22 protein-coding genes and 1 tRNA gene are annotated in these 26,266 nt (G+C 60.2%); 8 read left to right on the forward strand and 15 right to left on the reverse strand.

Annotated features, from left to right (window positions below):
- Positions 1 to 252: 252 nt before the first annotated feature.
- Positions 253 to 732, forward strand: coding sequence for a hypothetical protein (locus tag QMX78_RS10285; protein WP_282269100.1), 480 nt, complete (start codon positions 253 to 255; stop codon positions 730 to 732).
- 12 nt (positions 733 to 744) lie between these two features.
- A complete protein-coding gene (locus QMX78_RS10290; protein ID WP_282269102.1) occupies positions 745 to 1,287 on the forward strand; it encodes a hypothetical protein in 543 nt (180 codons plus the stop codon).
- 41 nt (positions 1,288 to 1,328) lie between these two features.
- On the opposite strand, the gene QMX78_RS10295 is transcribed toward QMX78_RS10290, so the two are convergent.
- Positions 1,329 to 1,404 (reverse strand) — tRNA-Thr (locus tag QMX78_RS10295).
- 1,053 nt (positions 1,405 to 2,457) lie between these two features.
- On the opposite strand from QMX78_RS10295, the gene QMX78_RS10300 reads away from it, so the two are divergent.
- The 4 genes from QMX78_RS10300 (at position 2,458) to QMX78_RS10315 (ending at position 9,648) form a co-directional block, all read left to right on the forward strand.
- A complete protein-coding gene (locus QMX78_RS10300) occupies positions 2,458 to 4,251 on the forward strand; it encodes a hypothetical protein (protein WP_282269104.1) in 1,794 nt (597 codons plus the stop codon).
- A gap of 183 nt (positions 4,252 to 4,434) precedes the next feature.
- The gene (locus tag QMX78_RS10305) at positions 4,435 to 8,184 is read left to right on the forward strand and encodes a wall-associated protein (protein WP_282269106.1); all 3,750 of its coding nucleotides are present in this window, start codon (positions 4,435 to 4,437) and stop codon (positions 8,182 to 8,184) included.
- A gap of 1 nt (position 8,185) precedes the next feature.
- Positions 8,186 to 9,076, forward strand: a complete 891-nt coding sequence (locus QMX78_RS10310) for an RHS repeat-associated core domain-containing protein (RefSeq protein WP_282269107.1) — start codon at positions 8,186 to 8,188, stop codon at positions 9,074 to 9,076.
- Positions 9,073 to 9,648 carry a hypothetical protein gene (locus tag QMX78_RS10315; protein WP_282269108.1) on the forward strand — a complete coding sequence of 192 codons (576 nt, stop codon included), beginning with the start codon at positions 9,073 to 9,075 and terminating at the stop codon, positions 9,646 to 9,648. The genes QMX78_RS10310 and QMX78_RS10315 overlap by 4 nt, the downstream gene beginning before the upstream one ends.
- A 186-nt stretch (positions 9,649 to 9,834) precedes the next feature.
- Here QMX78_RS10315 and QMX78_RS10320 read toward each other — a convergent pair whose 3' ends face one another.
- The 5 genes from QMX78_RS10320 to QMX78_RS10340 form a co-directional block, all read right to left on the reverse strand.
- Entirely contained in the window at positions 9,835 to 10,539 is a 705-nt protein-coding gene (locus QMX78_RS10320; protein WP_282269109.1) for a hypothetical protein, read from the reverse strand.
- Between the two features lie 250 nt (positions 10,540 to 10,789).
- Positions 10,790 to 11,683 carry a catalase gene (locus tag QMX78_RS10325; RefSeq protein ID WP_282269111.1) on the reverse strand — a complete coding sequence of 298 codons (894 nt, stop codon included), beginning with the start codon at positions 11,681 to 11,683 and terminating at the stop codon, positions 10,790 to 10,792.
- Positions 11,684 to 11,746: 63 nt separating this feature from the next.
- Positions 11,747 to 13,228, reverse strand: a complete 1,482-nt coding sequence (locus QMX78_RS10330; RefSeq protein ID WP_282269113.1) for an aldehyde dehydrogenase family protein — start codon at positions 13,226 to 13,228, stop codon at positions 11,747 to 11,749.
- 18 nt (positions 13,229 to 13,246) lie between these two features.
- Positions 13,247 to 13,504 carry a hypothetical protein gene (locus QMX78_RS10335; RefSeq protein WP_282269115.1) on the reverse strand — a complete coding sequence of 86 codons (258 nt, stop codon included), beginning with the start codon at positions 13,502 to 13,504 and terminating at the stop codon, positions 13,247 to 13,249.
- Positions 13,504 to 15,096: a GMC family oxidoreductase N-terminal domain-containing protein gene (locus QMX78_RS10340; RefSeq protein ID WP_282269117.1), complete on the reverse strand. Its 1,593-nt coding sequence runs from the start codon at positions 15,094 to 15,096 to the stop codon at positions 13,504 to 13,506. Before QMX78_RS10340 ends, QMX78_RS10335 begins: the two co-directional genes overlap by 1 nt.
- 153 nt (positions 15,097 to 15,249) lie before the next feature.
- On the opposite strand from QMX78_RS10340, the gene QMX78_RS10345 reads away from it, so the two are divergent.
- Positions 15,250 to 16,200 (forward strand): LysR family transcriptional regulator, encoded by a 951-nt coding sequence (locus QMX78_RS10345; protein ID WP_282269119.1) that lies wholly within the window; start codon positions 15,250 to 15,252, stop codon positions 16,198 to 16,200.
- A gap of 55 nt (positions 16,201 to 16,255) precedes the next feature.
- On the opposite strand, the gene ispH is transcribed toward QMX78_RS10345, so the two are convergent.
- The 5 genes from ispH to murJ all read right to left on the reverse strand — a co-directional run bounded on the left by ispH (position 16,256) and on the right by murJ (position 23,319).
- Positions 16,256 to 17,206 carry a 4-hydroxy-3-methylbut-2-enyl diphosphate reductase gene (ispH, locus tag QMX78_RS10350; protein WP_282269121.1) on the reverse strand — a complete coding sequence of 317 codons (951 nt, stop codon included), beginning with the start codon at positions 17,204 to 17,206 and terminating at the stop codon, positions 16,256 to 16,258.
- A 52-nt stretch (positions 17,207 to 17,258) separates the two neighbouring features.
- The gene (gene lspA / locus QMX78_RS10355; protein WP_282269123.1) at positions 17,259 to 17,765 is read right to left on the reverse strand and encodes a signal peptidase II; all 507 of its coding nucleotides are present in this window, start codon (positions 17,763 to 17,765) and stop codon (positions 17,259 to 17,261) included.
- A 70-nt stretch (positions 17,766 to 17,835) separates the two neighbouring features.
- The gene (gene ileS, locus QMX78_RS10360; RefSeq protein WP_282269125.1) at positions 17,836 to 20,667 is read right to left on the reverse strand and encodes an isoleucine--tRNA ligase; all 2,832 of its coding nucleotides are present in this window, start codon (positions 20,665 to 20,667) and stop codon (positions 17,836 to 17,838) included.
- On the reverse strand, positions 20,664 to 21,611 hold the full coding sequence (locus QMX78_RS10365) for a bifunctional riboflavin kinase/FAD synthetase (RefSeq protein WP_282269127.1): 948 nt from the start codon (positions 21,609 to 21,611) through the stop codon (positions 20,664 to 20,666). Before QMX78_RS10365 ends, ileS begins: the two co-directional genes overlap by 4 nt.
- 79 nt (positions 21,612 to 21,690) lie before the next feature.
- Entirely contained in the window at positions 21,691 to 23,319 is a 1,629-nt protein-coding gene (murJ, locus tag QMX78_RS10370) for a murein biosynthesis integral membrane protein MurJ (protein WP_282269129.1), read from the reverse strand.
- 100 nt (positions 23,320 to 23,419) lie between these two features.
- On the opposite strand from murJ, the gene rpsT reads away from it, so the two are divergent.
- Positions 23,420 to 23,689, forward strand: coding sequence for a 30S ribosomal protein S20 (gene rpsT / locus QMX78_RS10375; protein ID WP_057629708.1), 270 nt, complete (start codon positions 23,420 to 23,422; stop codon positions 23,687 to 23,689).
- A gap of 310 nt (positions 23,690 to 23,999) precedes the next feature.
- Here the strand turns inward: rpsT and QMX78_RS10380 are convergent, their stop codons facing one another.
- The 4 genes from QMX78_RS10380 to rplU all read right to left on the reverse strand — a co-directional run bounded on the left by QMX78_RS10380 (position 24,000) and on the right by rplU (position 26,126).
- Complete coding sequence (locus tag QMX78_RS10380) at positions 24,000 to 24,287, reverse strand: hypothetical protein (protein ID WP_282269137.1); 288 nt, start codon at positions 24,285 to 24,287, stop codon at positions 24,000 to 24,002.
- Positions 24,288 to 24,309: 22 nt separating this feature from the next.
- Positions 24,310 to 25,368 (reverse strand): GTPase ObgE, encoded by a 1,059-nt coding sequence (gene obgE, locus QMX78_RS10385; protein WP_282269139.1) that lies wholly within the window; start codon positions 25,366 to 25,368, stop codon positions 24,310 to 24,312.
- A 169-nt stretch (positions 25,369 to 25,537) separates the two neighbouring features.
- Entirely contained in the window at positions 25,538 to 25,798 is a 261-nt protein-coding gene (gene rpmA / locus QMX78_RS10390; RefSeq protein ID WP_282269141.1) for a 50S ribosomal protein L27, read from the reverse strand.
- A 19-nt stretch (positions 25,799 to 25,817) separates the two neighbouring features.
- Complete coding sequence (gene rplU / locus QMX78_RS10395; RefSeq protein ID WP_282269142.1) at positions 25,818 to 26,126, reverse strand: 50S ribosomal protein L21; 309 nt, start codon at positions 26,124 to 26,126, stop codon at positions 25,818 to 25,820.
- Between the last annotated feature and the right edge of the window lie 140 nt (positions 26,127 to 26,266).

Raw genomic sequence — 26,266 nt, forward strand, 5'->3', positions numbered from 1 at the left:
CCCCGAACCACTTCATAGGCTCCCCCTCTGTGAACGTGCCCCAGCGCAGATATGCCATGCCCCCGATGACCTGTCAGTAGCCACCCTGCGATGTCAATCATTATTCCCGAGATTTGCTGGGCAAACGACAGTTTCAACAAATCATGGGTTACTGCCATTGACGGCCTTCCGATACTGCATCCCATCGCGATGACATCGGGTCAGCCGGGGACGCCCGGCTCCCATCACCTCACGAATCAAGGAGCAGTAAACATGAGTACCAACGAGACGGACACCACGAAGGTTGCGGTTGTCCACGAACTAGTCCGCCCGATGCTGTTCGCCGTGATGTTCGACCTGCTGGACTGGAAGGGTTCGCCCGAGCGTGTCGTGTCCGCGTGGCAGACGCTGGGCGAGAGCCTAGATGACTACGAGCCAGGGGAGCGCGAGTTCGCCGACAACCTAGGCAGCGCGGTGTGGAGCGATCTGGACCATGCGACAGCGGTGCACGGCCTAGAGGACCGAAGCGAGATCGAATGGTACGACCACTACATCAGGCTGGCCCACGCCTACGGCGCCGACGAATGGCCGCTGGCCTCGCTCGTGGACTACCTACAGATCTTCGAGGGGATCGAGCGTGAAAAGGCCGAAGCGATGGCAAGGAGTTCGTGGGAGAGCGCGCGACTGCGCTACGCAACGTTCAAGTCTTCGCAGTTCGCCAAGGCTGCCTGCACCACCGAAACCAACATCTAGGAGAAAGACACCATGGCAAACGCCAACAACATCACCAAGCGCGTCTACGAGAATGTCATGAACTCCCACCTGTACCAGATCGAGCTGGTCGGCCTGGAGTTGGAGCACGCATCGGGCGTCCGCGCGATCGCCGCCGACACGGCGATGCGGGAGCACGGCGGCCGCGAACACTTCGACGCAGACCTCTTGCTCGAGGCAGTTGACGATCTGGTCGGCAACGACCGTCTGTTCGAGTCCTACGACAGCGAGGCCACCTCGAACCATACTGACTTCGCCCTCGGCTACGGTCTCCCTTTCGAGTCGCTCGACGCCTACCTCGACCTGCGCGAACTGTTCGGCAAGGAGTGGCTCATGCTGACGATGATGGAGTACGCCAAGCGGCTGGCCGAAGGAGAGCTGCGCGGCGCCAGCATGTTGCAGGCGACGGAGCCGGTGAGGCGCGCCCGTGAGGAGTTCGAGCGGGCATGCGCGACGGAGTTCGAGTGCTACTTGGACCCAGTGAAGCTGCGTATAGCTGCGGCAATGGCCGCGGCGAATATCCAACCATCGCTGTGAAGCAAAAAGGCCACCCGACTGGGTGGCCTTTTCACATCAAGTGGTGCCGGAAATAGGAATCGAACCTACGACCTCATCATTACGAATGACGCGCTCTACCAACTGAGCTATTCCGGCGGAAACCTGAAACTTGTTCAAACCGTGTCCGTGCTGCCTTGCCATCGGACCGCTGGCGGCCCTAAGGCCATGAATCTTAAGCCATCTGCCGCCGTCACCGCGACTACCGCGTCGCGATTACGAATGCGCCGCTCTACCAACTGAGCTATTCCGGCGAAGGCGCGAATTGTAGATGAAGGCCTGCGGAAAGGTCAATCCACCAACTCTCTCCGCAAAGAACGCGGAAGGGAACGAAGCGGTAGGCAACCTCGCAGGAAAGAGGTTCCCGTGCCAGATCAAACCGCACATCACCACACCGCCTGCCGCAGGTCCTGCACAATGACCCAATATCGTCGAACCACGCTTCAACCATATCGGAGTGCACTGAATCAAGTGCTGAAGCCGCAGACGCGCCAACGACCTGGAGCAATCCAATCAGGAGAACCTCCACGACAGGAGCTCAGCTCACTGACGCGCGGCTGAAAGAGCTCAGATTCAATTAACGCCCCAAACACTGGCGTAGCCAATGAAGTTTCTCAACTCCAATCCTGCAAAACCCCATGCAAGAGAAGCGACGAAATCCGCAATATGAAAACCGGCGAGGGGGCAGCTGCCAGCAATGTTTCCGGCCACGCCCCAGCATTTTATGCGTCCACAACAAGACTTGCAATGTCCCATCAGGGCGTCAAGCTGGACTTCCATGCATTTATGGAGCCACGCAACCGGACATAAAAATGACATGCCCGACTATCTATGTCTCGCATTTTGCGAATCATCCAAGACAACCATTTAAGCGACTGAACCATGCGGCACCGCGTCATTGAACTTAGTATTCCGTGCCTATAACCTCGACCAAGTCGGTCGCATGCATGGGAGTACAGCAAGCAGGGGAAGCCGGTGCGTAAAGAATTTAAGTTCAAGGACACCGCGCCAAGCGCTTTTCCGTCACTCCTGCTTCTTTCGAAAAAGACACACAGTACGTTTTTCGCACCTGCAGCTCGCAATCGACCGCGGCCTCGCAAAAAACGCGCACGGCGCTATAAGCTGACGTTGCACCCCCGTCATCCATAGCGGTTGACGGAGGAAGCCGTTGCTTCCAAGGACGCAGTACTGACGACGGAGAAAATTGTGAGAACAGGCAATTTTGGTATCGCGCTGGCAATGGCCATCGGCGTCACGGGCGTGTTCTCAGGAACCGTATCTGCACAAGCAGGGCCACCTCGAACAACTAGCCAATTTGGCATTTCCTACGAAAGCAAGCTGGCGACAATGGGAGAGTTCAAGCCTTTGGACAATTCCATGTTTGGTGATCAGATCAACCTGTTCACTGGTGAAATGCGGTTTGTACAAACAGACATCGATTTGCCTGGCAACAACAGTCTGCCAATGCGCGTCACACGAAGCTACTCGCCAGGCGCCAAGACCCTCGACTTGAGCCAGTTCGCGGACTGGGACTTGGAGATTCCGTATATTGCCGGAACATACGGAAAAAGCGGTTGGGTCTCAACGGCAGGCCCCCGTTGCTCGGTTCCAAGAAACGACATCATGAAGGCCAGCCCTCCTTCCGAGTATGTTCTGGCGGACGGCGGCTCCAACGTTGGTTTCGCTTTCGATCCGCATTTTTATTGGTCCGGCAACTCCCTGCACCTGCCAGCAGAAGGAACAAGCCGAATGATGGTGCTAGCGCCAGAAACGAAGGCACCAAACGACGGTCGCGCCTACTACTGGTCCACGGCAAGCCGCTGGATGTTCTCTTGTCTACCCTCCACTTCCAATGGCCACCCCGGCGAAGGGTTCATGGCTCACTCCCCCGACGGCACTCGCTATTGGTTCGACCGGATTGTGTCCTCTTCCGCCGGCACCATGGAGTCTTGGTACGGAGTTGATGTATATCAATACGTCAGCAGGATGCAGCTGCTGAACTACAGAGCGCTTCCCTCCCGAATGGAAGATCGCCATGGAAATTCCGTCACATTCGCCTACTTCAACGACAAACCCTTCCTTGTTCAATCCATGACCGCGAGTGATGGCCGCTCGATTGTGTTTCGACGGAATGGCACAGCCGGCATTGACGTGGATGCGGGAGGCAGAACCTGGTCTTACCGCTACGCAAACGTAACGGGGCAGCGCCCAAAACTGGAGGCTGCCGTATTGCCCGACGGCTCAAGCTGGAGTTTCAACATGGGCCCAGTCTACGGCAACCCTCTAAACGGATGGCGAAACTGCGCCGACTATGTACCCGGCCTAGGACCAGGATCAACTTTTAGCATCACCCACCCCGCAGGTGCCACCGGGACATTCTCGTTGAACAATCGCCTTCATGGTCGTACTGGAGCCCGCAATACCTGCCGCCCGTATGCTGCGTCGTTCTTTCCAGTCGAATCGCATATCCTCCAGGTCCTGTCGGTCGACCGTAAGGTGATCTCCGGGCCAGGCCTATCTACCCTTTCCTGGGACTACCGCTATAGTCCTCTAGCAGCCAGCCTGGATACCGGTCAACACATCGCCTGCCAGACCACGCCCTGCCCAGAAACGCGTGATGTCACCGTAACCCGTGAGAACGGCGCCTGGGACAAATATACCTTCAGCCAAAAATTCGGCGATTTGGAGGGGAAGAAGCTACGAGAGGAGCATGCCAGTACTACCGGAGTAGTCAGTCGCACCGACTACCAGTACCAGCGCACCTCGAGTGGCAGCTATGCGCGGGCGGGAGCGGACCCATGCTGGGTCTGCTCGAAGGAAGAGGAGATGCCAAAGCCACTCTCCAGAAGAGTCATCCAGCAGGACGGGCGGACTTTCACGCTGCAGGTGGAGCAGTTCGACGCGTTTGCACGCCCCATCCGCGTGGTCAGGTCGAGTTCTCCATAGGCTTCGTAGCGATCGGAATTGTCGGCACCCGGCCGGCGATGAACACAGGGAACAGTTGTTCGGAGATCTTCCATGGTGCGTCAGTCATGCGGTGTGCGGTTTGAAAGGCTTTTGTCCGCAATAGCAGCTCTTCTAACAGCGATCGTCCCTTCTATACCAGCGGCCCATGCCCAGAGCGGCTCGTTGATCGAGACGATCAGCTATCACGATAACGAAGGCAGATGGATCCTCGGTCAGGTTGAAAGCGTCACAACCAACGGCGTGACCTCAGAGCAGACCACGTTCGACCCCGTATCCGCGCTGCCACTGCAAATGCGGCAATTCGGAAAATTGACCCAGTCGCTGAGCTACAACCTCGACGGGACCGTGGCTTCGACCAAGGATGGTAACGGTAACGCTACTGTCTACAGTGCGTGGAAATTCGGTATCCCGCAGTCGATCGCTTACGCCGATGGCACGGCAAGCAGCGCTATCGTCGATTTGCGTGGATTGATCACCCAGGTCACCGATCGGAATGGCTACGCCACCTCCTATAGCTACGACAACATGGGAAGGCTGACCGGCGTGCAATACCCGATCGACGACACGGTGGCTTGGAACTCCATCAGCAAAAGCTTCGCCCAGATCGCAGCGGCTGAATACGGCATCCCGGCAGGCCACTGGCGCCAGACAGCGACCGTTGGAGCATCCACCACAAATACGTATTACGACGCCATGTGGCGTCCGCTGTTGATAGCCGAATACGACACAGGGAATATCGCTGGAACCGCGCGCTTCCGTGGATTTGAATACGACCACGATGGACGCGAGGTATTTGCCTCCTACCCAACCAGCACCAGCAATCCCGACAAAGGTGTATGGACGTCCTACGATGCCCTTGGACGACAGGTGTCCCAGTCTCAGGATTCCGAGCAAGGACTCTTGACCACAACGATGAGCTATCTCGGTGATGCCGCCGGCAGTCTCACGCTCTTGCGCAATCCACGTGGCGGCGAAACACGGACGTGGCACCAAGTCTTTGACGAGCCAAGCTACAACCGCCCGATTCGTATCGCTGAACCAGAGGGTGTAGTAACCACTATCGCTCGCGATGCATTTGGCAAGCCGAGCTCCATCATTCGCGCAAACACAGATGGCTCCATTCAAGTGGCGCGCAACTACACCTACAACAGCTTCCACGAGCTATGCCGTAGCGTCGAGCCTGAAACCAACGCGACCCTGATGGGTTACGATGGAGCGGGCAACTTGCGTTGGAGCGCCGCAGGACTACCCGCGGCAACGGGTTGCGAAGGTGAAGGGGTCTCCGCAGTGGTCGCGGCACGCCGAATCGACCGCACCTATGACAATCGAAATCGCTTGCGCACAATCGCGTTTCCCGACGGCAAAGGAAATCAAGGCTGGACATACACCGCTGACGGAAAGGTCAGCAGAATCGTCACTCAAAATGGCAGCACTGCTGCGGAAGTGACCAACACGTATGTGTACAACAAGCGTCGACTACTGACCGGGGAGTCCATTGAACAGATAGGTCTTCCGACGCTATCCATGGGCTACAGCTATGACGCCAACGCCGCAGTCGCAGGAGTTCGGTACCCCAGCGGTTTGTTTGTTGATTACGCCCCCAACGCACTCGGCCAGCCCACTCGCGTTGGCACTTATGCCATTGGCGTGTCTTACCACCCAAATGGCGGCGTAAGCAGCTTCACCTATGGCAACGGCATCATCCATTCCATGCAGCAGAATGGACGGCAGTTGCCAGTGAGAGTCGTGGATGGCTCAGTGCTAGACAACAGTTACAGCTATGACGCCAATGCCAACGTTACACAAATAACTGATGGATTAGCAGCCTCACGCTCGCGCACGTTGACCTACGATGGTCGAGACCGACTGATCAAGGCAGTTTCACCAGCATTTGGTGGCAATGGAGAACAGTCATACAGCTATGACGCACTGGACAACCTACGGTCCTCTACCCTGCCAGGCATCAAGGACCATACTTATTGGTACGACGCCAGCAATCGCCTGACCAACGTACTCAACAGCGGTGCGGGAACCGTAATTGGCATGTCGTACGACGCACAGGGCAATCTTGCCAACAGAAACGGACAGGCATACCTGTTCGATTTTGGAAATCGTCTGCGCGATGCCAGTGGCGCTGAAAGCTACCGCTACGATGGCTGGGGTCGCCGCCTGCTGCAGCAGGCCGGTACAGGCACGATCGTTTCAATGTACAGCCGCGATGGTGTGCTGCGCAGGCGGGACAACGAGCGCAACGCAAGCAGCTTGGAATATATCTATCTGAATAGCAGCCTGATCGCACTGGTCGCTACCTCGACGGCCCCACTCCCACCCGGCATCACCGTGCCCTCTCAAAGCAGCAACGGAAGCTACGTTGTTAGCTGGACAAGCGTAGCGTCAGCCAATCGTTACGAACTACAGGAACAGACAGGCGGTGGTGCGTGGTCGAACATCTACTCAGGCCCGGCTTTATCCAGCAGTCTGAGCAATAAGAGTGGCGGAACCTATTCATACCGCGCCCGCGCTTGTCGCAACACTCCTTGTGGCAACTGGAGCACAGTCGCCAGCGTCGCGGTACTGTCTGCTCCCGCATCTGGCCCGGTGATAAGCGCCCCAAGCCTCTCTATCAACGGCGACTACACTGTGAGCTGGAACCCGATAGCGGCAGCAACAGCGTACCGATTGGAAGAGAGCACGAATGGCGGTGCGTGGAGTGAAGTTCAGTCCAGCGCGGTGACTTCGCGATCATTCAGTGGCAGACCGGATGGCAGCTATGCGTACCGTGTACGTGCGTGCAACGCTGCGGGTTGCGGCGTGACCAGCGCCACCGCGACCGTACAAACCCTGCGCATCCCCAGCGGAATCTCTACCCTTTCCGCGCCGGCACTATCGACGAACGGCAGCTACGGTGTCAGTTGGTCAGCCGTTTCCAGCGCCACAACGTATCGCCTCGAAGAAAGTGCGGGGGGCGCCGCTTGGGCACTGGTTCACAATGCCGCTGCCAATTCCATCTCTTTCGCGCAACGGCCAGATGGCAGCTATGCTTATCGCGTCACCGCCTGCAACAGCAGTGGCTGTGGTGGTGCAAGTGCGACAGCTGTTGTCCGCGTCGTTCGCCCGCCAAGTTCAGCACCTACGATCAGCGCCCCAAGCATATCCTCCGATGGCAACTTCACCGTCAGTTGGAGCGCCACCGGAGGGGCAACAATCTATCGTCTTTCCGAAAGCAGCAACGGCACCGCTTGGAGTGAGATCCAAGCATCATCCTCCACGGCGATGCTTCGCTCAGGCAAGGCCGACGGCACGCACTCCTATCGTCTCGTCGCATGCAACGACGGTGGCTGTGGACCCCAGAGCGCACAGGCCAACGTGCTGGTTGTGCGTCCACCACTGGCCGTTGCGCTCAGCGCGCCGGGGCAATCCACCAATGGGGCCTATACGGTTACCTGGAATGGGGCGGAGCGCGCAAGCAACTACGTTCTGGAAGAGAGCACTAATGGCGGAGGATGGGTGGCTATCCAGAACTCTTCCGCAACCGCGCTCGCTATTTCAGGCAAAGCGGATGGCAGTTACGCCTACCGCGTAGCGGCTTGCAACCAAGGAGGTTGCAGTGGCTACAGCGCTGTCGCAACCGTGTCGGTTGTCATCGCTCCTGCAGTCCCAACGGGATTGACCGCGCGGTTTGTAGTAGTGAGCCCATCCCCTCCTTGGCAAGCACGCTACTTCCTTAGCTGGAACCCTGTCGCGGGCGCTACTTCCTACGAAGTGTCCGGCCGAGTTAACTACTCTGGAACCGCGACGTCTGTACAGCTGAACTACACCGGATCTCCCCAAGGAGCCAGTTTCGTAGTGAGGGCCTGCAGGTCAGGGGCGTGTTCCGCATGGTCCGCACCGGTGGTCGCCAATGGGGGTTGATATGAAAATCGATATTGGACCAAGTCGGGCACAGCACAAGCTGTGGGGCACTGCTTTGGCAGTTCTGTGCGGGTGCGCACTGTCGATTAGTGCCCTTGCTCAGAGCACCGTTCAGTACATCCACACCGATGCCCTCGGTTCACCTATCGCTATTACTGATTCCGCAGGAAGTTTGGTCGAGCAGAGTGCATTCGACCCCTATGGCCAAAGCCTGGGTCAAGTTCCGATGGATGCCCCAGGCTTTACCGGCCACGTGTCGGATTCCGCCACATCACTAACCTACATGGAGCAGCGTTACTATGATCCGCAAATCGGCAGATTTCTGTCTGTTGATCCAGTGACTGCCTATAGCGACCCCGTTGACGCATTTAATCGCTACTGGTACGCGAACAATAATCCATATCGATTCACTGATCCTGATGGCAGAGCTTCGAAGGACGAGCTAAAGCCGCCTCCACCACCCGTGCAGAATATGGATAAAATCACGGTGACCGCTACTAGGCCTTCGTCGGAATCTGGCCCAAGCTTCTTTCAATTGACAACTTTCGCTGGATTGCGCCGAGACATGTCTGTACCGCAAGCGGTGCAGGCTGGCGAGCTTACAAGAACAGTTACATTACCTGCCATGATTGTGACGGCCTCCCCCCCTGCCGCGGCCCTAGCGGGAAGCGCGACGCCTGTAGTCAGCGAGACGGCCGTGGCAGTCACAGCTTCAGCCATTAAATCGAAGAATCTTAGAGAGACGGTATATTATACGTGCATCGCGATTGGCGTATGCAATGGAACTAGGCCACCTGGTCAGCGACTGGATCAACAAAAAAGGTTGCAAGAGTTGAGAGAGGGGGCTATTAGAGAAAGCCGTCAGCGGAGAGAGCAAGACGCATTCCCATGAAAATCGACAATGAATATACCTACAGCAAGGCAATCGCACTTTTGACCAAGGGCATGGCAAAAGAAGCGCTGGTCATCGCGGAGAGCCTTGTGCGATCCTCAAATGAATCTGATCGCCTTGATGGGTATATGTCCATGGGGGCAATTTATGAGGAGGGGGGGAGGGGCGTCCCCCCTGATTTTTCATTAGCAACTAAAGCATATAGGAAGGCCGCAGCAATAGAACCCAGCGAGATAACTTTTTTAAATGTCGCCCGCACGCAATTATTGTCAGGACAATATCAAGATTGCCTTCGAAGTCTGAATGCCGCAAGCACTTACGGCAAAAGTCCAGAACTACTACTTGGATATGCAAGATATTATGAAATCAATGGTGACGAAGATTTCCTAAAGGCACTTGACTTCTACTATCTAGCCGCACTTCGCGGGCGTTTTGCAGGATTTTTCGGTTATTCTCGCGTGGCCAGGTTGACGGGAAAGAAGTGGAAAGCAATGTGGGCAGATTTTCTTCGGATACTGCTTGGACCATTGATTTGGCTTATTTTTGGATCAAAGGCAAGATATCAGTTTTGAAGTATCTTGAGAGTAGGACGCTAACTTGATGTTGCCTGCTCGCAAGTTTGAGGGCGCCAGCAAGGTTCCCGATGCTATTCAATCGAACTGATCGTAGAAAAATCCTTCGCCATCATAAGAAATCTAGAAAAAACGTAGACCGATCGCTCGCAGCGCATCGGACCAGTTGCCGCTCAGCCACGACTGTTAAAAATCAACATCGATCGAATCTCGATAAACAGACTCGTAACCCACATAGGGCATCGGCTGTGCCATCAGAGCAGCCCTCTCCAACGCTCGTCGCGCATTCAAATCCAAGTCACACTCAGCAGAAACCGCGCTTTTCACCGCTCCACCTGGAGATTGAAACAGCGTCAAACGGCAGTTCTTCCTCGAACCCTCGTGCGGCCATTGCTTTGAGATAGCGTCACGTAACGCGGCCAAATAAGCGGCGCGCAGCCCTTCCTGCTGTCCTCCACCAAGGCCTGCCCCATTCTGACTGGAGGGGGTATCAGCTGAAGGCATCTGCGACACTTCCAATCCCGCTACGGCCGACTCTTCTGCCAATGCAGAACTTCCTATTTCAACAGGCTCGACCTCGTCAATCGCATCAACTGTATGCTCCTGCAGAGCATTTTCCGACACCACATCTACAGCAACCTTCGCCAAGGGCTCAACAGGCGAAGTCACTCTTTCGATTCGCTGACGAAACTCATCCCCCGCAAGAAAATTCGTACTGGTCCGTGCAGATCCCACTCCTTTACCTAACGATCCCGAGTCTCCGTTTCCCATCAAGGGGGGGACGAAAAAAATCCACCCAAACAACAGTGCATGCAGCGCCACAGAAATCGACAACGCCAAAATCCGGTCAGAGAACGCTACATTTCCGTTCGACACAGGGAACTTGAGCATGAACCAAGTGTAACGACGAACCGATCCAACTGCATGTTCTGCACGTAGATCAGACCGCCGGAAGCCGTTTCGCAGATCCAATTGCATCCCGACGATGTCACTTGAAAGTCCACGCCTACTCTCCTGAATAGGGAGCACGCATACGCAGCCAAGCATGCCAAACCTATTAGTGCAAATTCCTTGAAGGAAAAGTCGAGCACCAAGCGGGGTTTAGCGATTGAAAACTGCAGGCACTAAGAAGTCGTGACGCCTACCGCCCCAACCGCCGCGCCGCAGCCAACCGATACGCCTGCAACCGCGCATGCAACATCGGGTCGCCGGCAAAGCCTATCCCCGCCGGCAGCAGCGCCGGGTCGAACACGGTTCTGCGCTGGCTGGCCTGCTGCGGCAGCCGCCGCTCCAGCCAGATATGGCCCAGCGCGAACGATGGTGTAGCCGGGTCCCAGCTGCGGGTGATGTCGGCCGGGTCCTCGCCTTCGGGCACCGGGGTGAACAGCAGGGCGAAGACGACGCTGCCTTTGGACAGTTCCCCGCGCAGGCGCTTGTCCAGGTAATCCGGACCGTCCGGCGGCGCGCGAGCGACGTAAGGTTTGGTCGCGCGCACGCTGAGGCGACCGATGCGCGCATGTCCGTCCGGGGCGATCAGCCGGTAGGCGTGCAGCATGTGGTAATCCAAAGCACTGAAGCTGCTGGTCATTGCGCCCGCACGCAATTCCTCGAAGTGCGCGACAGCCGGGCAACCGGCCATCTGTGCGACCAGCATCGCTGGCACGCGCTCGCGCTGATTCACGGCATTCAAGAAAGCGAGAAACGCTTCGGGGTCACTGGCCGGAAAGCCTTCAAGCGAATGACCAACCAGCACCATCGCCGCCTTGTTGCCGATCCGCAGCGCGAGTCCGCGCGGTTCGCCCGCAGGGCTGCGCTGGTCGATATGTGGATTTGCCCCGGAGCTTGAGAACCGCGCCAGGACACGCAGGTCCTCGCCGCCGAATACCGCCGCCATGCAGAACTGCGGTGCCGTTGCGGTGGCCCGGAAGTGGCCTTCCACCAGCAGGCCACGCGCGTGATTCACCCGGCCACCGGCCGCTATCTTTGCCCCGGCCTGCAGGGCAGCAAACAACGCCTGCGACATGTCTGTCGCCATCGCCGTGTCCTCCCACCGCACCACCGTGGCAGCAAACAGCAGCTCGCGAAGATGCGGCGCTGGTCAGCGCTCGCCCAAGCCTGGGCGCAGCGCGATGTGTTTGTATTCCAGAAAATCCTCCAAGGCGGCCAATCCATTGAGCCGCCCGAGCCCTGACTGCTTGAAACCACCCTCCTCCGTGCCGTCAAACACCCGCGCCCAGTCGTTGATCCACACCGAGCCCGCATCAAGCGCTTCAGCCACGCGCAGCGCGCGATCAACATCGCGCGTCCATACACTGGCCGCCAATCCATACTCGCTGTCGTTGGCCAGGCGAATCGCCTGCGCCTCATCGCTGAAGCGTTGAATGGTGAGCACTGGACCGAAGGTTTCCTGCTGGATGATGTCCAGCGCGTTGTCGAATACTTCCAGCAGGGCCGGACGGAAGAACGCGCCCTTGCGCAGCGGGCCGCTGGTGATGGGCCCACCGCGTTCAACCACCACCGCACCGTAACTGATCGCCTCTTGCACCACCGCTTCAACCCGCTGCACATTGGCGCGGTCGATCAATGGCCCCATGTCACTGCTTGGGTCGGCCGCAGGCCCGACCTTGACCATGTGCAGGCGCGCGCCCATGCCATCGCGCACTGCGTCATAGATGCGGTCGTGCACCAGCAGCCGTGACCCCGTCATGCAGAACTGGCCACTGAATACCGTCAGTGCTTTTTCAATCACCGGCAGCACCTGGCCCAGATCAGCATCCTCGAACAGGATCATCGGTGTCTTGCCACCCAGCTCCATGCCGAAACGCTTGAGATGTTTCGCGCCGCTGCTGCTGATGGCACGGCCGGTGCGTGTGGAACCGGTGAAGCTGACCACCGGCACCTGAGGTGCATCCACCAGGTAGCTGGAACCTTCCGGGCCGCTTTCGAAAAACAGGTTGATCACACCGCGTGGTAGTGATTCGGCCTCGGCCATGATCCTGGCCATGGTGCTGGCGGTCTGCGCCACCTGCGACGGCAACTTGATCACCACGGTACAACCAGCCGCCAGTGCCGGCGCCAACGAACGGATGGTCAGCACTACCGGTGAATTCCAGGGCGCGATCACCGCGGCCACTCCCATTGGTTGGCGCAGGACCATCGACAGCCGCCCCGGTTTGGGCCGCAGGGCACGGCCTGCTTCCAGCATCGCCGTCGCTGCCGAATAGCGCAGCTTGCTCGGCACCATGTCCAGTTCGAACGCAGCCTCGGCAGCGATCTTGCCATTCTCCAACGACAGGATCTCCGCCAACCGGGAGCGATTGCGCTCAAACGCCTGCGCCAGCTGCTCCAGCACCCGCGCACGCAGCTCATGGTCATGAGCCCACATCGTCTGCTGGAACGCCTGCGATGCGGCAGACACCGCAGCCATCGCCGCCGCACGGCCATTATCCGGGTAGCTGCCGATCACCTCATAGGTAGCAGGGTTGATCGAATCCTTGAGCACACCATCAAAGCGCGGAATGCCGTTGATCCAGTTGGCCGCGCGCCGCAAATGCTCCGGGGACCTGGTTGCACCGTTCATGGAACCTCCAGACGTTGACTACTCATGACCCGCAGACCGCTGCCGGTGACGCAGCCAGTAGCGACGCAACTCGGATACCAGAGCCTCCACCAATGGCGCGCTGATGTTGACCACGATCGGCACGATGACCAGCGTCGACCCCAGCACCCGCAGCGGCAACGGCCACTGCCTTAAATACGGGCCGAGCACACTCAATACCGTCAGCACGGTCGGATAGACTGCCAGCCAGACCAGCGCGGTACGCTTCAAACGCGGTGCGAGTTCGGTGCGCCACATCAGCCGTTCGCATCCCGCATCCATTGGCTGATACGCTCAGCCAACATGATCACCGTTGGGTTGGTTGCCACGCAGGGCACATCCGGGAACGCCGAGGCGTCGGCAACGCGCAGACCATCAATGCCGCGCACACGCCCTTGGTAATCGAGTACCGCATGTACATCGCAGGCACCGCCCATCGGCGCGGTGGAGGTGGGATGGTGATAGATATCCAGGGCCGCCGGTAACGCAGCTTCCAACTCCTCGTACGAGCTCGACAGCGCGCCAGGCACCATTTCCTCGGCAATCATCGACGCCAGCGGTCCCTGCCGGGCAATGCGCCGGATCAATTCGATGCCCTCCACCATCAACTGCCGGTCCTGCGCGTCTGCCAGCAGGTTGAGCGCGATGATCGGCGCCGCGTCGGCAGCACGCGAGCGCAGCGCCACCCTACCCAGCGAGCGTGGCCGGGTCAGCGCCAAGGCCAACATGAAGATGGCGCCAGTGGGCGATGCCTGCGGATCACCGTAATGCACTGCCGAGACGTGGAAGTCCCCGACATTGGCAGCCGCCCTGGATGACCGCGCCCACAGGATCGCGCCCACTGGTGGCAGCGGCAGGCCGAGCCGGTCCGGGCGCGCCGCCCAGGTTGTGTAGAAGAACGGGTGCTCCTGCAATCGTTGGCCGACAGGCAGATTGGCGACCACATCGATATCCAGATCCAGCAGATCCTTCGCCGGACCTATGCCCGAGCGCAGCAACACCGCTGCGGTGCCATAGGTGCCCGCACTCAGGACGATGCTGCCGGCTTCAATGCGCTGACCATCGGCCAACACCACCGCCGCCGCGCGGCGACCATCAAACGCTACCCGGTCCACCAGGGTCTGGCTGCGGATGCACAGATTGGGGCGCATCCGTACATCCAGGGATAGATAGGTCATGCCGGTATTGAGCCGCTGCCCCATCCGGTTGTTCATCGGGTAAGGACCAACACCGAACGGTTGCTCGCCGTTGAAGTCGGTCACCTTGGCAAATCCGGCCTGCACGGCGGATGCCGCGAAGGCGCGCTGCATGTCCGAGACTTCGTCATCCTGCAGGTAGTGGATAGGCCACGGCCCACCTCGCCCATGCATGGCATCGTCACCGTGCACGGTACGTTCGCTGCGCTGGAAGAACGGCAACACCTCCTGTGCAGTCCAATGTTCAAGACCGGCGGCGGTCCAACGCTCGAAGTCACCCGCGGGTGCGCGCATCGCCACACCCGCATTCACCGCCGAACAACCGCCCAGCACCTTGCCGCGCGGCACCGGCATCGTCGCGCCATAGATGTTGGGTTCGGCCGAATAGCCCCAGTCGTGTGCGGAATCGCCACCGATGATGTGCTGCAGCCGCACCGCATCAGGATAGGCATCCGGCGCATAAGCCTGCCCAGCTTCGATCAACAGCACGCGCCGGAATGGATCCTCGCTGAGCCGGCTCGCCATCACCGCGCCAGCCGAGCCGCCACCGACAACCACCACGTCGTAGTACGAGTGACCCGAAGTCGCCACCGCATGCGCACTGTCACCATGCACTTGTACGCCTGTACCAGCGTATTTTTGCCGAGTAACCATGGCGAATACCTCCTCGCAACCCATCCTTCCTGCCATCACCCGTAACCTGCGAACGTTGATGCAAGCACTGGCGGTACCGGGACCACGGTGGCCATCCTCGACCTATCCCGGCGCTGGCGGAATCCATGCACGCATCGTGACACTCAGGAACAAATGTCCTCAGTCCTCTCATCGCTGGAATCATTGAATGGCTTGATAGCGTTCGCATCTGCCGTGCGGACGGGAGGCTTCTCGGCTGCAGGCCGGCAACTGGGCCTATCCGCTTCGGCAGTGGGAAAGGCGGTGGAACGACTCGAGTCTCGCCTGGGCACGCGCCTGCTGAACCGCACTACCCGTTCACTGGCCCTCACCGGCGAAGGCGAGGTGCTGTACCACTACGTCGACAAGGTATTGAAGGATCTACAGGAGGCAGAGCGGGAGTTGAACACGCGCCAGGGCACGCCACGCGGCCGCTTGCGAATCACCGCCATTCCCATTCTGGGCCGCAAGTTCCTGGTGCCCGCATTGCACGACTTCCACGCGCTCTACCCGGAGGTCAACGTTTCCCTCAGCTTCGATGTTCCTCGACCCGATATCATCGAAGAAGGTTTTGATCTGGCGTTATGGGCGGGCGAGCTTGAGGATTCCAGCCTGCAGGCGCGGCGCGTGGGATCGTATGCACTGATCACCTGCGCCTCGCCGCGCTATCTTGCCGAGAACGGTACGCCGACCTCGATCGCCGACCTGGGCAGCCACTGCTGCCTTCACTACCGCCACCGTGGCAGTCAGCGGCTGGAACCGTGGAGGTTCCAGAACCACACCATCTCCAGGCCTCCGATCCCCGCCCCGGACTGCCACCTCAACGATGCCGACGCGTTGGCAGAAGCAGCCGTGGCCGGACTATGCATCGTGCAACTACCGGATTTCGTGGTGCGGGAGGAAATCGCCACTGGCCGACTTCAGGAAGTGCTCCGTAGTGACGCTGTCGCGCCCCTCGGCATCTTCCTCGTGTGGCCACCGATGTCCGCACAGGCACTGCGCGTGCGCGTCTTCATCGAGTTCATCTCGAAGCGAGCAGGCAACCTGTTCAACATCACCAGCACCGCAGCGTCGGGCCAGAGCTGAACGAGTGAAGCCGACCATACGGCCGGCTTCATCAGCTGCGATACCAGGCGAAAACTCAGTCCACCAGGCGCAGACGCAGCTCCTTGGGCAACGCAAACACCATGGTCTCCGGCTCGCCGCCGGTTTCACGGACACTGCCAGCGCCGAGCTCGCGCAGCCGTGCAATCACGCCATCCACCAGCACCTGCGGTGCCGATGCGCCAGCGGTCAAGCCGATGTGCTGCTTGCCAACCACCCACTGCGGGTCGATCTCGTCCGCCCCATCAATCAGGTACGACTCCACGCCCTCACGACGTGCAAGTTCGCTGAGCCGGTTGGAGTTGGAGCTGTTCGGCGAACCGACCACCAGCACCAGATCACACTGGGTGGCAAGGTCACGCACCGCATCCTGGCGGTTCTGCGTGGCATAACAGATGTCGTCGTTCTTCGGCCCCTGCACCATCGGGAAATGCTTGCGCAGCGCTTCGATCACTGCACGGGTGTCATCCACCGACAAGGTGGTCTGGGTGGTGAACGCGAAATTTTCCGGCTGCGAGACCTGCAGCGCTTCCACGTCTTCCACGCTCTCGACCAGGTAGATGTTGCCCTTGCCGTTCTCGCGGTTCCACTGACCCATCGTGCCTTCCACTTCGGGATGGCCTTCGTGGCCGATCAGCACCACATCGCGGCCAGCACGGCAGTGGCGCGCCACTTCCAGATGCACCTTGGTCACCAGCGGACAGGTGGCATCAAATACCTTCAGGCCACGACGGTCAGCTTCAACGCGCACTGCCTGCGATACACCATGCGCACTGAAGATGACGGTATTGCCGTCCGGCACTTCGTCGAGTTCTTCAACGAAGATGGCGCCGCGTGCCTTCAGGTCATCGACCACGAAACGGTTATGCACCACTTCGTGGCGCACATAGATCGGCGCGCCCAGGGTTTCGATGGCGCGTTTGACGATCTCGATGGCGCGGTCTACACCGGCACAGAAACCACGGGGATTGGCGAGCAATACGTCCATCTTCAACGACTCCGACCGCTGACGGTCGCTAATGCGGGAACAGATGCCGGCATCATCCGGCTTTTTTCTCGGCCTTGCCATCAAGCAGGCCCATCAAGGCGATGCCGATGGCGCCACCCACGATCGCTGCGTCGGCGATGTTGAACGACGGCCAGTAATGGTCCCCGACATACCACTGGATGAAATCAACCACGTGGCCATGAATCTGGCGGTCGATGACGTTGCCGATGGCACCACCGATCACCAGCGCATACGGCAGCGCACTGCGCCAGTTGGCGCGCGACGTGCGCGACAGCCAGAACGCCATCAGGCCACTGATCGCGATGGCCAGGAAGGTGAAGAACCACAGCTGCCAGCCACCAGCATCACTGAGGAAGCTGAATGCTGCGCCGGTGTTGTAGGTGCGGTACCAGTTCCAGAAACCATCGATCACCGGCACCGGGGTGAACTCAGGCAGGCTGGACAGCACCCAGGCCTTGCTCCACTGGTCCAGGCCGATCACGGCCACGGACACCAGCAGGTAGATCAACGCGTTGGGTTTAACAGCCTTTGCTTGCATGTAATACGCCTGTAGTTGACTGCGATGAAGCGGATGAGAGGCATCTCACCCGCTTCGCTTGACGCCTTGCTTAGAACCAGCGACGGTTTTCGCCAGCGCCGTCGATATTGCTGACGCAGCGGCCGCACAGCTCCGGATGCGCCTCGACCGAGCCGACATCGGCGCGGTAGTGCCAGCAACGCACGCACTTGGCCTTGTCGGTCGGCTGCGCGCTGACAAACACCTCGTCGGTGGTGGCCGGGCGCACGCTGACATCGCCACTGATGAACAGGAAGCGCAGCTCTTCGGCCAGCGGCTGCCAGCGTGCGGCCTGCTCTTCGTTGGCAGCAACGGTGATCTCGGCTTCCAGCGCCGCACCGATGGCACCATTGGCACGCATCGGCTCCAGCACCTTGGAGACCTGCTCGCGCAGCGCCAGCAGCTGATCGAAATCGGCAGCGGTCAGCTGTGCATCCGCCGGCAACGGCGCCAGGCCCTCATACCAGGTGGAGAACAGCACATTGTCGACGCGCTTGCCCGGCAGATAGCCCCACAGCTCTTCGGCAGTGAAGGTCAGGATCGGCGCAACCCAACGCACGAATGCTTCGGCGATGTGGAACATCGCCGTCTGCGCCGAACGACGGCCACGCGAATCTGCCTGCATCGTGTACAGGCGGTCCTTGGTCACGTCCAGGTACAACGAACCCAGGTCGACACTGCAGAAATTCAGCAGCAGCTGCACGATCTCGGCCATGTTGTAGTTGGCGTAGGCAGCCTTGATCTTCTCCTGCAGCTCGAACGCGCGATGCACGATCCAGCTGTCCAGGGCAACCATGTCCGGCAGCGCCACCAGGTGCTGGGCCGGATCGAAACCATCCAGGTTGCCGAGCAGGAAGCGCGCGGTGTTACGCAGGCGGCGGTAAGCGTCGGCGTTGCGCTTGAGGATTTCCTGCGACAGCGACATCTCGTTGCTGTAATCGGCAGAAGCAATCCACAAACGCAGGATGTCAGCACCCAGCGTGCGCATGATTTCCTGCGGCTCGATGCCGTTGCCCAACGACTTGGACATCTTGCGGCCGTGCTCGTCCACGGTGAAACCATGGGTCAGGCACTGCTTGTACGGCGCGTGCTTGTCGATGGCCACGCCGGTCAGCAGCGAGGACTGGAACCAGCCGCGGTGCTGGTCGGAGCCTTCCAGGTACAGGTCGGCCGGCTTGCCATAGCCACGTGCCAGCAGCACGCCTTCGTGGGTCACGCCGGAGTCGAACCAGACATCGAGGATGTCGGTGACCTTTTCGTACTGGGCGGCTTCATCGCCGAGCAGTTCGGTGGCGTCCAGCGAATACCAGACGTCGATGCCGCCCTGCTCCACGCGATCGGCCACCTGCTGCATCAACTCGACGCTGCGCGGATGCGGCTCGCCGGTTTCGCGGTGGGTGAACAAGGCAATCGGCACGCCCCAGGTCCGCTGGCGGCTGATGCACCAGTCGGGGCGGCCATCGACCATGCTGCTGATACGCGCCTTGCCCCAGCTCGGGAACCAGCCCACGTTGTCGATGGCAGCCATCGCGTCGTCGCGCAGGTTGGCCTTGTCCATCGAGATGAACCACTGCGGGGTGGCGCGGAACACCACCGGTGTCTTGTGGCGCCAGCAATGCGGGTAGCTGTGCTGGATCTCGATGAACGCCAGCAGTGCACCGCTCTCGCGCAGCACATCGACGATCAGCGGCTGTGCCTTCCACAGGTGCTGGCCAGCCAGTTCAACCGTACCAGCCGGCGGCGTCGACGACAGGTAGACGCCACGGCCATCGACCGGATTGATCTGGCCAGCGTTGTACTTGTCCATCAGCCCGTACTGCTGGCTGACCGCGAAGTCTTCCTGGCCGTGGCCAGGCGCGGTATGCACTGCACCGGTACCGTCGGCATCGGACACGTGCTCGCCATTGAGCAGCGGGATGTCGCGGTTGGCATAGAACGGGTGAGACAGCAGCTGGTTCTCCAGCGCCGAACCCTTGGCGTGACCATGCACGACCACCTCGGCAACGCCGTAGCGGCCCAGCGAGCGCTCGGCCAAGGCCGACGCCAGCACCAGCCAGCGCGGCTGGCCGTTGTGGGCGGGGCCTTCAACCAGCGCGTATTCGATATCCGCACCCAGCGACACCGCCAGCGATGCCGGCAGCGTCCACGGCGTGGTGGTCCAGATCGGCACCGCCACTTCCACACCGGCCGGCAGATCGACACCGAAGCTGGCGGCCAGCGCCTTGGAATCACGCGCGGCATACGCCACGTCGATGGCCGGCGAGGTCTTGTCCTGGTATTCGATTTCCGCTTCAGCCAGCGCCGAGCCGCAGTCGAAGCACCAGTGCACCGGCTTGGCACCACGCACCAGGTGGCCATTGGCGACGATCTTGGCCAGCGCACGGATTTCATTGGCCTCGAAGCCGAAGCTCAGCGTCTTGTACGGGTTTTCCCAATCACCGATCACACCCAGGCGCTTGAAATCTGCGCGCTGCAAGTTGATCTGCTCTTCGGCGTACTCACGGCACTTCTGCCGGAACTGCTCGGCATCAAGCTTGACGCCAACCTTGCCCCACTTCTTCTCGACCGCGATTTCGATCGGCAGGCCGTGGCAATCCCAGCCCGGCACGTAGGGCGCATCGAAGCCGTCGAGGTAGCGCGACTTGACGATGATGTCCTTGAGGATCTTGTTGACCGCGTGGCCCAGGTGGATCTGGCCATTGGCATACGGCGGGCCGTCGTGCAGCACGAACAGCGGGCGGCCCTTCGCATTCTCGCGAAGCTGCGCGTAAATACCCTGCTCTTCCCAACGTGCCAGGATGCCCGGCTCACGCTTGGGCAGGTCGCCACGCATCGGGAATTCCGTTGCTGGCAGATGGAGGGTGGCTTTGTAATCCTGGCTCACGCGGTAGCTCGCAATCTGTGTTCGTTGAGGATGCGACGCGCCTGTTCTGCGTCGCGGTGCATCTGCTCGGTCAACGCCGGCAGACCGTTGAACTTCTCTTCATCCCGCAGCTTGGCCACGAACTCCACTTCGATGTGACGGCCGTACAGGTCGCCATTGAAGTCGAACAGATGTGCCTCAAGCAGCGGCTCCACACCTTCAACCGTGGGGCGCGTGCCGAAGCTCGACACCGACGGCCATGGCTGCTCGAACACGCCGTGCACCCACGTAGCGTAGATACCAGAAAGTGCGGGTGTTTTCGGGAAACGCAAGTTGGCCGTGGGAAAGCCCAGGGTGCGCCCGAGCTGGCGCCCGCGCACGACCCGCCCGCCAATCGAATACGGACGGCCCAGCAACTCGCCGGCATGGGCGAACTCGCCAGCCACGATCAGCTCGCGGATACGGGTGCTGGAAATGCGCTCACCGTTCAGGTGTACCGGCTCGATCTCGCCGGCAGCAAAACCCAGCTCGGCGCCCATCGCCTGCAGCAGCGCGATATCGCCGCCACGGCGATTGCCGAAATGGAACTTGGGACCGATCCAGACTTCACGCGCACCGAGCCGGCGCACCAGCATGTCGCGGACGAAATCCTCGGCGGTGATCGCCGCCATCTTTGCGTCAAAGCGCAGCAGGCCGACGCTGTCGACCCCCAGCTCACGCAGCGTGGCGACCTTGTCACGCGCCAGCATCAGCCGCGGCGGCGGGTTGTCTTTGGCAAAGAACTCACGCGGCAGCGGCTCGAAGCCCAAGGCTACGGCCGGCACACCCAAGGCGCGGGCACGGGCAACCGCGTGGCGCACCAGCGCCCGATGGCCCAGGTGCAGGCCATCGAAGGCACCAATGCAGACCACGCTTCCCTGCGGGAACAACACCCCGCCTTCGACGTCTCTAAAAAGCCTGCTCATTCCATCCGGATCCGGCCCATACGGGCCGGTTCTGTCGTGTGTAGCCCTGAAGTATAACGGGGCCGGCCATGCTGTCGGCTTACTGGCCACGCAGCTCGCGCGGCCGGTAGCCCATCAGCAGCAGGCCGGCGGCATAGACCGCGCCACCGGTGCCAACCAGTACTGCCAGACGCCAGCCACGTTCCCACCAGGCCCAGCCCGTCCAATCCGACCAGAACAGCCGCAGCGCCACCACTGCCACCAGCATCAATACGCTGGCCACCACCAACTGCAGGAGGAACCGCCCCCAGCCAGCCTGCGACTGGTACACCTGCGCCCGGCGGAGGTACCACCACAGCTGCAAGGCGTTGGCCCAGCCGGCAACGGCAATCGACAGCGCCAGCAACGCGTGCGCACCTTCCACCTTCTTGAGCGCAGGCAGCCACTGACCATCGGCGGCGACAAGTGCAGCCTGTCCCATGGGGCTGAAGGAGAACATTGCGACAAACAGCAGTACCGTACAGACGATATTGATGATGATCGAGGCCACCGCCGCCTTCACCGGCGTGCGCGTGTCCTGGCGCGAGTAGAAGGCCGGTGCCAGCACCTTGACCAGCAGGAACGCAGGCACGGCCAGCGACTGCGCCATCAGGCTCAGACTGCTCATGCGCATGTCCCGCTCGGAGAAGTGTCCGTACTGGAACAGGGTTGCCAGCAAGGGCTGCGCACACAGCACCAGACCGATACATGCGGGTACGCCGATCAACAGACACAGCCGGAAGCCCCAATCCAGGCCCTTGGAATAGCCTTCCGGATCCGAGCTGGCGTGGCGACTGGACAGATGCGGCAGGATCACCGTACCAATGGCGACACCGAACATGCCCAGCGGAAATTCCAGCAGGCGGTCGCTGTAGTACAGCCAGGTCACGCTGCCGCCCATCAGCATCGAGGCCGCCAGCGTATTGAACAACAGGTTGACCTGGGCCACCGACGAGCCGAACAACGTCGGCACCATCAGCCTCATGATCTTGCGTACGCCGGCATGGGCCAGATCGAACCTGGGCCGCGGCAACAGCCCCAGTTTTGCCAGCGACGGCAACTGGAAGGCGAGCTGCAGGATACCCGCCACGAACACGCCCCAGGCCAAGGCCAGCACCGGCTCATAGCCCCAGGCCTTCATGTGCGGGACCAGACACAGTGCCGCAGCGATCATGGAAATATTGAGCAGGATCGGTGAGAGCGCGGGTATGGCGAACTTCTGGTAGCTGTTGAGCACCCCACCCACCAGCGACGCCAGCGAGATGAACAGGGCATAGGGGAAGGTGATCTGCAGCATCAGCGTGGCCAGTTCGGCCTGCTCGCTGCCTGGCGCAAACCCCGGCGCGAACACCCGCATCAGCCAGGGCGCCAGCAGGATGGCGGCCGCCGTCATCAACAACAGCGCCCCCGTCAACACACCCGTCACCCGGTCCACCAGCGCCTTCACGGCAGCGTGGTCACCCTTTGCCTTGTATTCGGCCAGTACCGGCACGAACGCCATAGAGAATGAGCCCTCGGCGGAAAGGCGGCGCATGAAGTTGGGAATCCTGAACGCGACCACGAAAGCGTCCATTGCCGCGCTGGCACCGAACACATGGGCGTAAACTTGGTCGCGGATCAATCCGCTGATACGTGACAGGAACGTCATGGAACTGAATACGGCAGTGGATTTGAGCAAACGACCGCTCATGCATCTTCCTCTTGACAACTTGACTTGACGTTCTTTCAGTCAGCCATCATACTTGCATGCTTGCTGTTCCCACCACACCGATTTTCAGGAAACCACCACTGTGGCCAATATCAAGTCCGCCAAGAAGCGCGCCAAGCAGACCGTTGTGCGCAACGCGCGCAACACGGCTCAGCGTTCGATGCTGCGCACCGCCGTCAAGAAGGTGATCAAGGCTCTGGATGCCAACGACGCCGCTGGCGCCGAGGCAGCCTTTGCCGTCGCCCAGCCGATCCTCGACCGTTTCAGCGCCCGTGGCCTGATTCACAAGAACAAGGCTGCGCGTCATAAGAGCCGTCTGACCGCTCGCATCAAGGCCATCAAGGCTGCCTGATCCGCGCGATCACCAGGAGTCGCAAGACTCCCGGCATGAAAAACCCGGCCCTGTGCCGGGTTTTTTGTTGGGCGATTTTCGGGGGAAGCGAGGCAGATACCCCCTACCCAGCCTTGGCTTTGGCTTTGGCTTTGGCTTTGTCCTTGGCTTTGGGCCTCCCCAGAAATGCCTGAACAACTCCCTTCTCCCGCTTGCGGGAGAAGGTGCCCGAAGGGCGGATGAGGGGGCCTTTGATCTGGACTTGGCCTTGGCTTTTCAAGCAAAAGCCTGCCCTCACCCCAACCCCTCTCCCGCAGGCGGGAGAGGGGCTTCAAGCGCAAGTCACAGCCAAAGCCAAGACCATAGCCATAGCCATAGCCAAAGCCAAAGCCAAAGCCAAAGCCATAGCCAAAGCCAAGGCCAAGGCCAAAGCCAAGGCCAAGGCCAAAGCCAAAGCCAAAGCCAAAGCCAAGGCCAAGGCCAAGGCTAAGGCTAAGGCTAAGGCTAAGGCCACAGCCAAAAACCAAAAGCCAAAAACCAAAAGCCAAAAACCAAAAACCAAAAACCAAAAACCAAAAACCAAAAACAGAAAACCCGGCTTTCGCCGGGTTTTCCTCATGCATCAACCACCAGCAAAAAACTTACTCGCCCGCGGCGTGACGCTCTTCAGCTTCCAGAATCTTCTGCTGATCGAAGAACGCCATGATGTCCTTCATGATCGGCCAGGTACCTTCACGACCCAGTGCCGACACCAGATACCACGGGCCGGTCCAACCCAGCTCCTTGATGATCTGCTCAGCCGCTGCCTTGGCCTCATCCTCGAACATCAGGTCGGCCTTGTTCAGCACCAGCCAACGCGGCTTCTCCAGCAGCTCCGGGTCATGCTTGCCCAGCTCGCGCTCGATCGCACGCACCTGCTCAACCGGGGAAATGCCCTCAACCCCACCTTCCATCGGCGAGATGTCGACGAGGTGCAGCAACAGACGGGTGCGCTGCAGATGGCGCAGGAACTGCGCACCCAGGCCGGCACCATCAGCCGCACCTTCGATCAGGCCCGGAATATCGGCGATCACGAAGCTGCGGTAATTCTCTACCTTCACCACACCCAGGTTCGGGTACAAGGTGGTGAACGGGTAATCAGCGACCTTCGGCGTTGCCGCCGAGACGGCGCGGATCAAGGTGCTCTTGCCCGCATTGGGGAAGCCCAACAGGCCAACGTCGGCCAGCAGCTTCAGCTCCAGCTTGAGCAGGCGCTCTTCGCCCTCTTCACCCGGCAGCGCCTGACGCGGCGCGCGGTTGGTGGAGCTCTTGAAGTGCATGTTGCCCAGGCCACCCTTGCCACCCTTGGCCACCAGCAGGCGATCGCCGTGCGTGGTCATGTCACCAATGACTTCGTCGGTGTCGACGTTCATCACCACGGTGCCGACCGGCACGGTGATGACCAGGTCTTCGCCACCCTTGCCATAGGCCTGGCGGCCCATGCCGTTCTCGCCACGCTGCGCCCTGAAGATGCGGTCATGGCGGAAGTCGACCAAGGTGTTCAGGTTTTCGTCGGCACGGATCCAGACGCTGCCGCCATTGCCGCCATCGCCACCATCCGGACCACCGAGCGGAATGAACTTTTCGCGGCGAAAGCCGATACAGCCATTGCCGCCTTTGCCAGCGATGACTTCGATCTCCGCTTCGTCTACAAGTTTCATGAATTTAACGCCGGGATTGGGAAATGGGGATTGGGGGAACAGCAGAAGCAGGTACAGCCCATTATCGGCCCTGCACCCCGGAATGTCGGGGTTCCAACGAAAAACCCCGCCGAAGCGGGGCTCTCGTCAGCAGCCCACACCGGAGTATGGGCGGCTTGCGCGTACGGAATTAAGCTTCCGTGACAACGCTGACGGTACGGCGCTTGTTGGCACCCTTCACCGTGAACTCAACCTTGCCATCGACCAGCGCGAACAGCGTGTGGTCACGGCCCAGGCCGACGCCTGCACCCGGGTGGAACTGGGTGCCGCGCTGACGCACGATGATGTTGCCAGCTTCGATGGCCTGGCCACCGAAGATCTTGACGCCGAGGTATTTCGGGTTGGAATCGCGACCGTTGCGCGAGGAACCTACGCCCTTTTTATGTGCCATGACGGATTCTCCTTAGCAATTAGCCGGCGATGCCGGTGATTTCGATTTCGGTGTAGTACTGACGGTGACCCTGACGCTTCATGTGGTGCTTGCGGCGACGGAACTTGATGATCCGGACCTTGTCGGCGCGGCCGTGGGCCACAACCTTGGCGGTCACCGAAGCGCCCTTCAGCGCGTCACCCAGCTTGATGCCGTCGGCATCGCCGAGCATCAGGATGTTGTCAAACTTGATCTCGTTGCCAGCTTCGACTTCGAGTTTTTCCACGCGCAGGGTTTCACCCTGAACGACGCGGTACTGCTTACCGCCAGTTACCAGAACTGCATACATGACCAGACTTCCTCTGTAGTTATTGTGGTCGCCTTGCCCGCCATCGAGGGCGGACAGGAGCGGGATTTTACCGGGCAGACCGAGCTCGGGTCAACCCACCCCCTGCCCTGACCCGCCGGGCCTGAACCCCGGTTCAGGCC

Source organism: Stenotrophomonas sp. PS02298 (assembly GCF_029959445.1).
Lineage (GTDB): Bacteria > Pseudomonadota > Gammaproteobacteria > Xanthomonadales > Xanthomonadaceae > Stenotrophomonas.

Bases quoted from the DNA above. Each gene is read 5' to 3' on its own strand.
- QMX78_RS10285 (WP_282269100.1), top strand. From the start codon at position 253: ATGAGTACCAACGAGACGGACACCACGAAGGTTGCGGTTGTCCACGAA.
- QMX78_RS10290 (WP_282269102.1), top strand. From the start codon at position 745: ATGGCAAACGCCAACAACATCACCAAGCGCGTCTACGAGAATGTCATG.
- QMX78_RS10310 (WP_282269107.1), top strand. From the start codon at position 8,186: ATGAAAATCGATATTGGACCAAGTCGGGCACAGCACAAGCTGTGGGGC.
- QMX78_RS10315 (WP_282269108.1), top strand. From the start codon at position 9,073: ATGAAAATCGACAATGAATATACCTACAGCAAGGCAATCGCACTTTTG.
- QMX78_RS10320 (WP_282269109.1), bottom strand. From the start codon at position 10,539: ATGCTCAAGTTCCCTGTGTCGAACGGAAATGTAGCGTTCTCTGACCGG.
- QMX78_RS10325 (WP_282269111.1), bottom strand. From the start codon at position 11,683: ATGGCGACAGACATGTCGCAGGCGTTGTTTGCTGCCCTGCAGGCCGGG.
- QMX78_RS10330 (WP_282269113.1), bottom strand. From the start codon at position 13,228: ATGAACGGTGCAACCAGGTCCCCGGAGCATTTGCGGCGCGCGGCCAAC.
- QMX78_RS10335 (WP_282269115.1), bottom strand. From the start codon at position 13,504: ATGTGGCGCACCGAACTCGCACCGCGTTTGAAGCGTACCGCGCTGGTC.
- QMX78_RS10340 (WP_282269117.1), bottom strand. From the start codon at position 15,096: ATGGTTACTCGGCAAAAATACGCTGGTACAGGCGTACAAGTGCATGGT.
- QMX78_RS10345 (WP_282269119.1), top strand. From the start codon at position 15,250: ATGTCCTCAGTCCTCTCATCGCTGGAATCATTGAATGGCTTGATAGCG.
- ispH (WP_282269121.1), bottom strand. From the start codon at position 17,206: ATGGACGTATTGCTCGCCAATCCCCGTGGTTTCTGTGCCGGTGTAGAC.
- lspA (WP_282269123.1), bottom strand. From the start codon at position 17,765: ATGCAAGCAAAGGCTGTTAAACCCAACGCGTTGATCTACCTGCTGGTG.
- QMX78_RS10365 (WP_282269127.1), bottom strand. From the start codon at position 21,611: ATGAGCAGGCTTTTTAGAGACGTCGAAGGCGGGGTGTTGTTCCCGCAG.
- murJ (WP_282269129.1), bottom strand. From the start codon at position 23,319: ATGAGCGGTCGTTTGCTCAAATCCACTGCCGTATTCAGTTCCATGACG.
- QMX78_RS10380 (WP_282269137.1), bottom strand. From the start codon at position 24,287: ATGAGGAAAACCCGGCGAAAGCCGGGTTTTCTGTTTTTGGTTTTTGGT.
- obgE (WP_282269139.1), bottom strand. From the start codon at position 25,368: ATGAAACTTGTAGACGAAGCGGAGATCGAAGTCATCGCTGGCAAAGGC.
- rpmA (WP_282269141.1), bottom strand. From the start codon at position 25,798: ATGGCACATAAAAAGGGCGTAGGTTCCTCGCGCAACGGTCGCGATTCC.
- rplU (WP_282269142.1), bottom strand. From the start codon at position 26,126: ATGTATGCAGTTCTGGTAACTGGCGGTAAGCAGTACCGCGTCGTTCAG.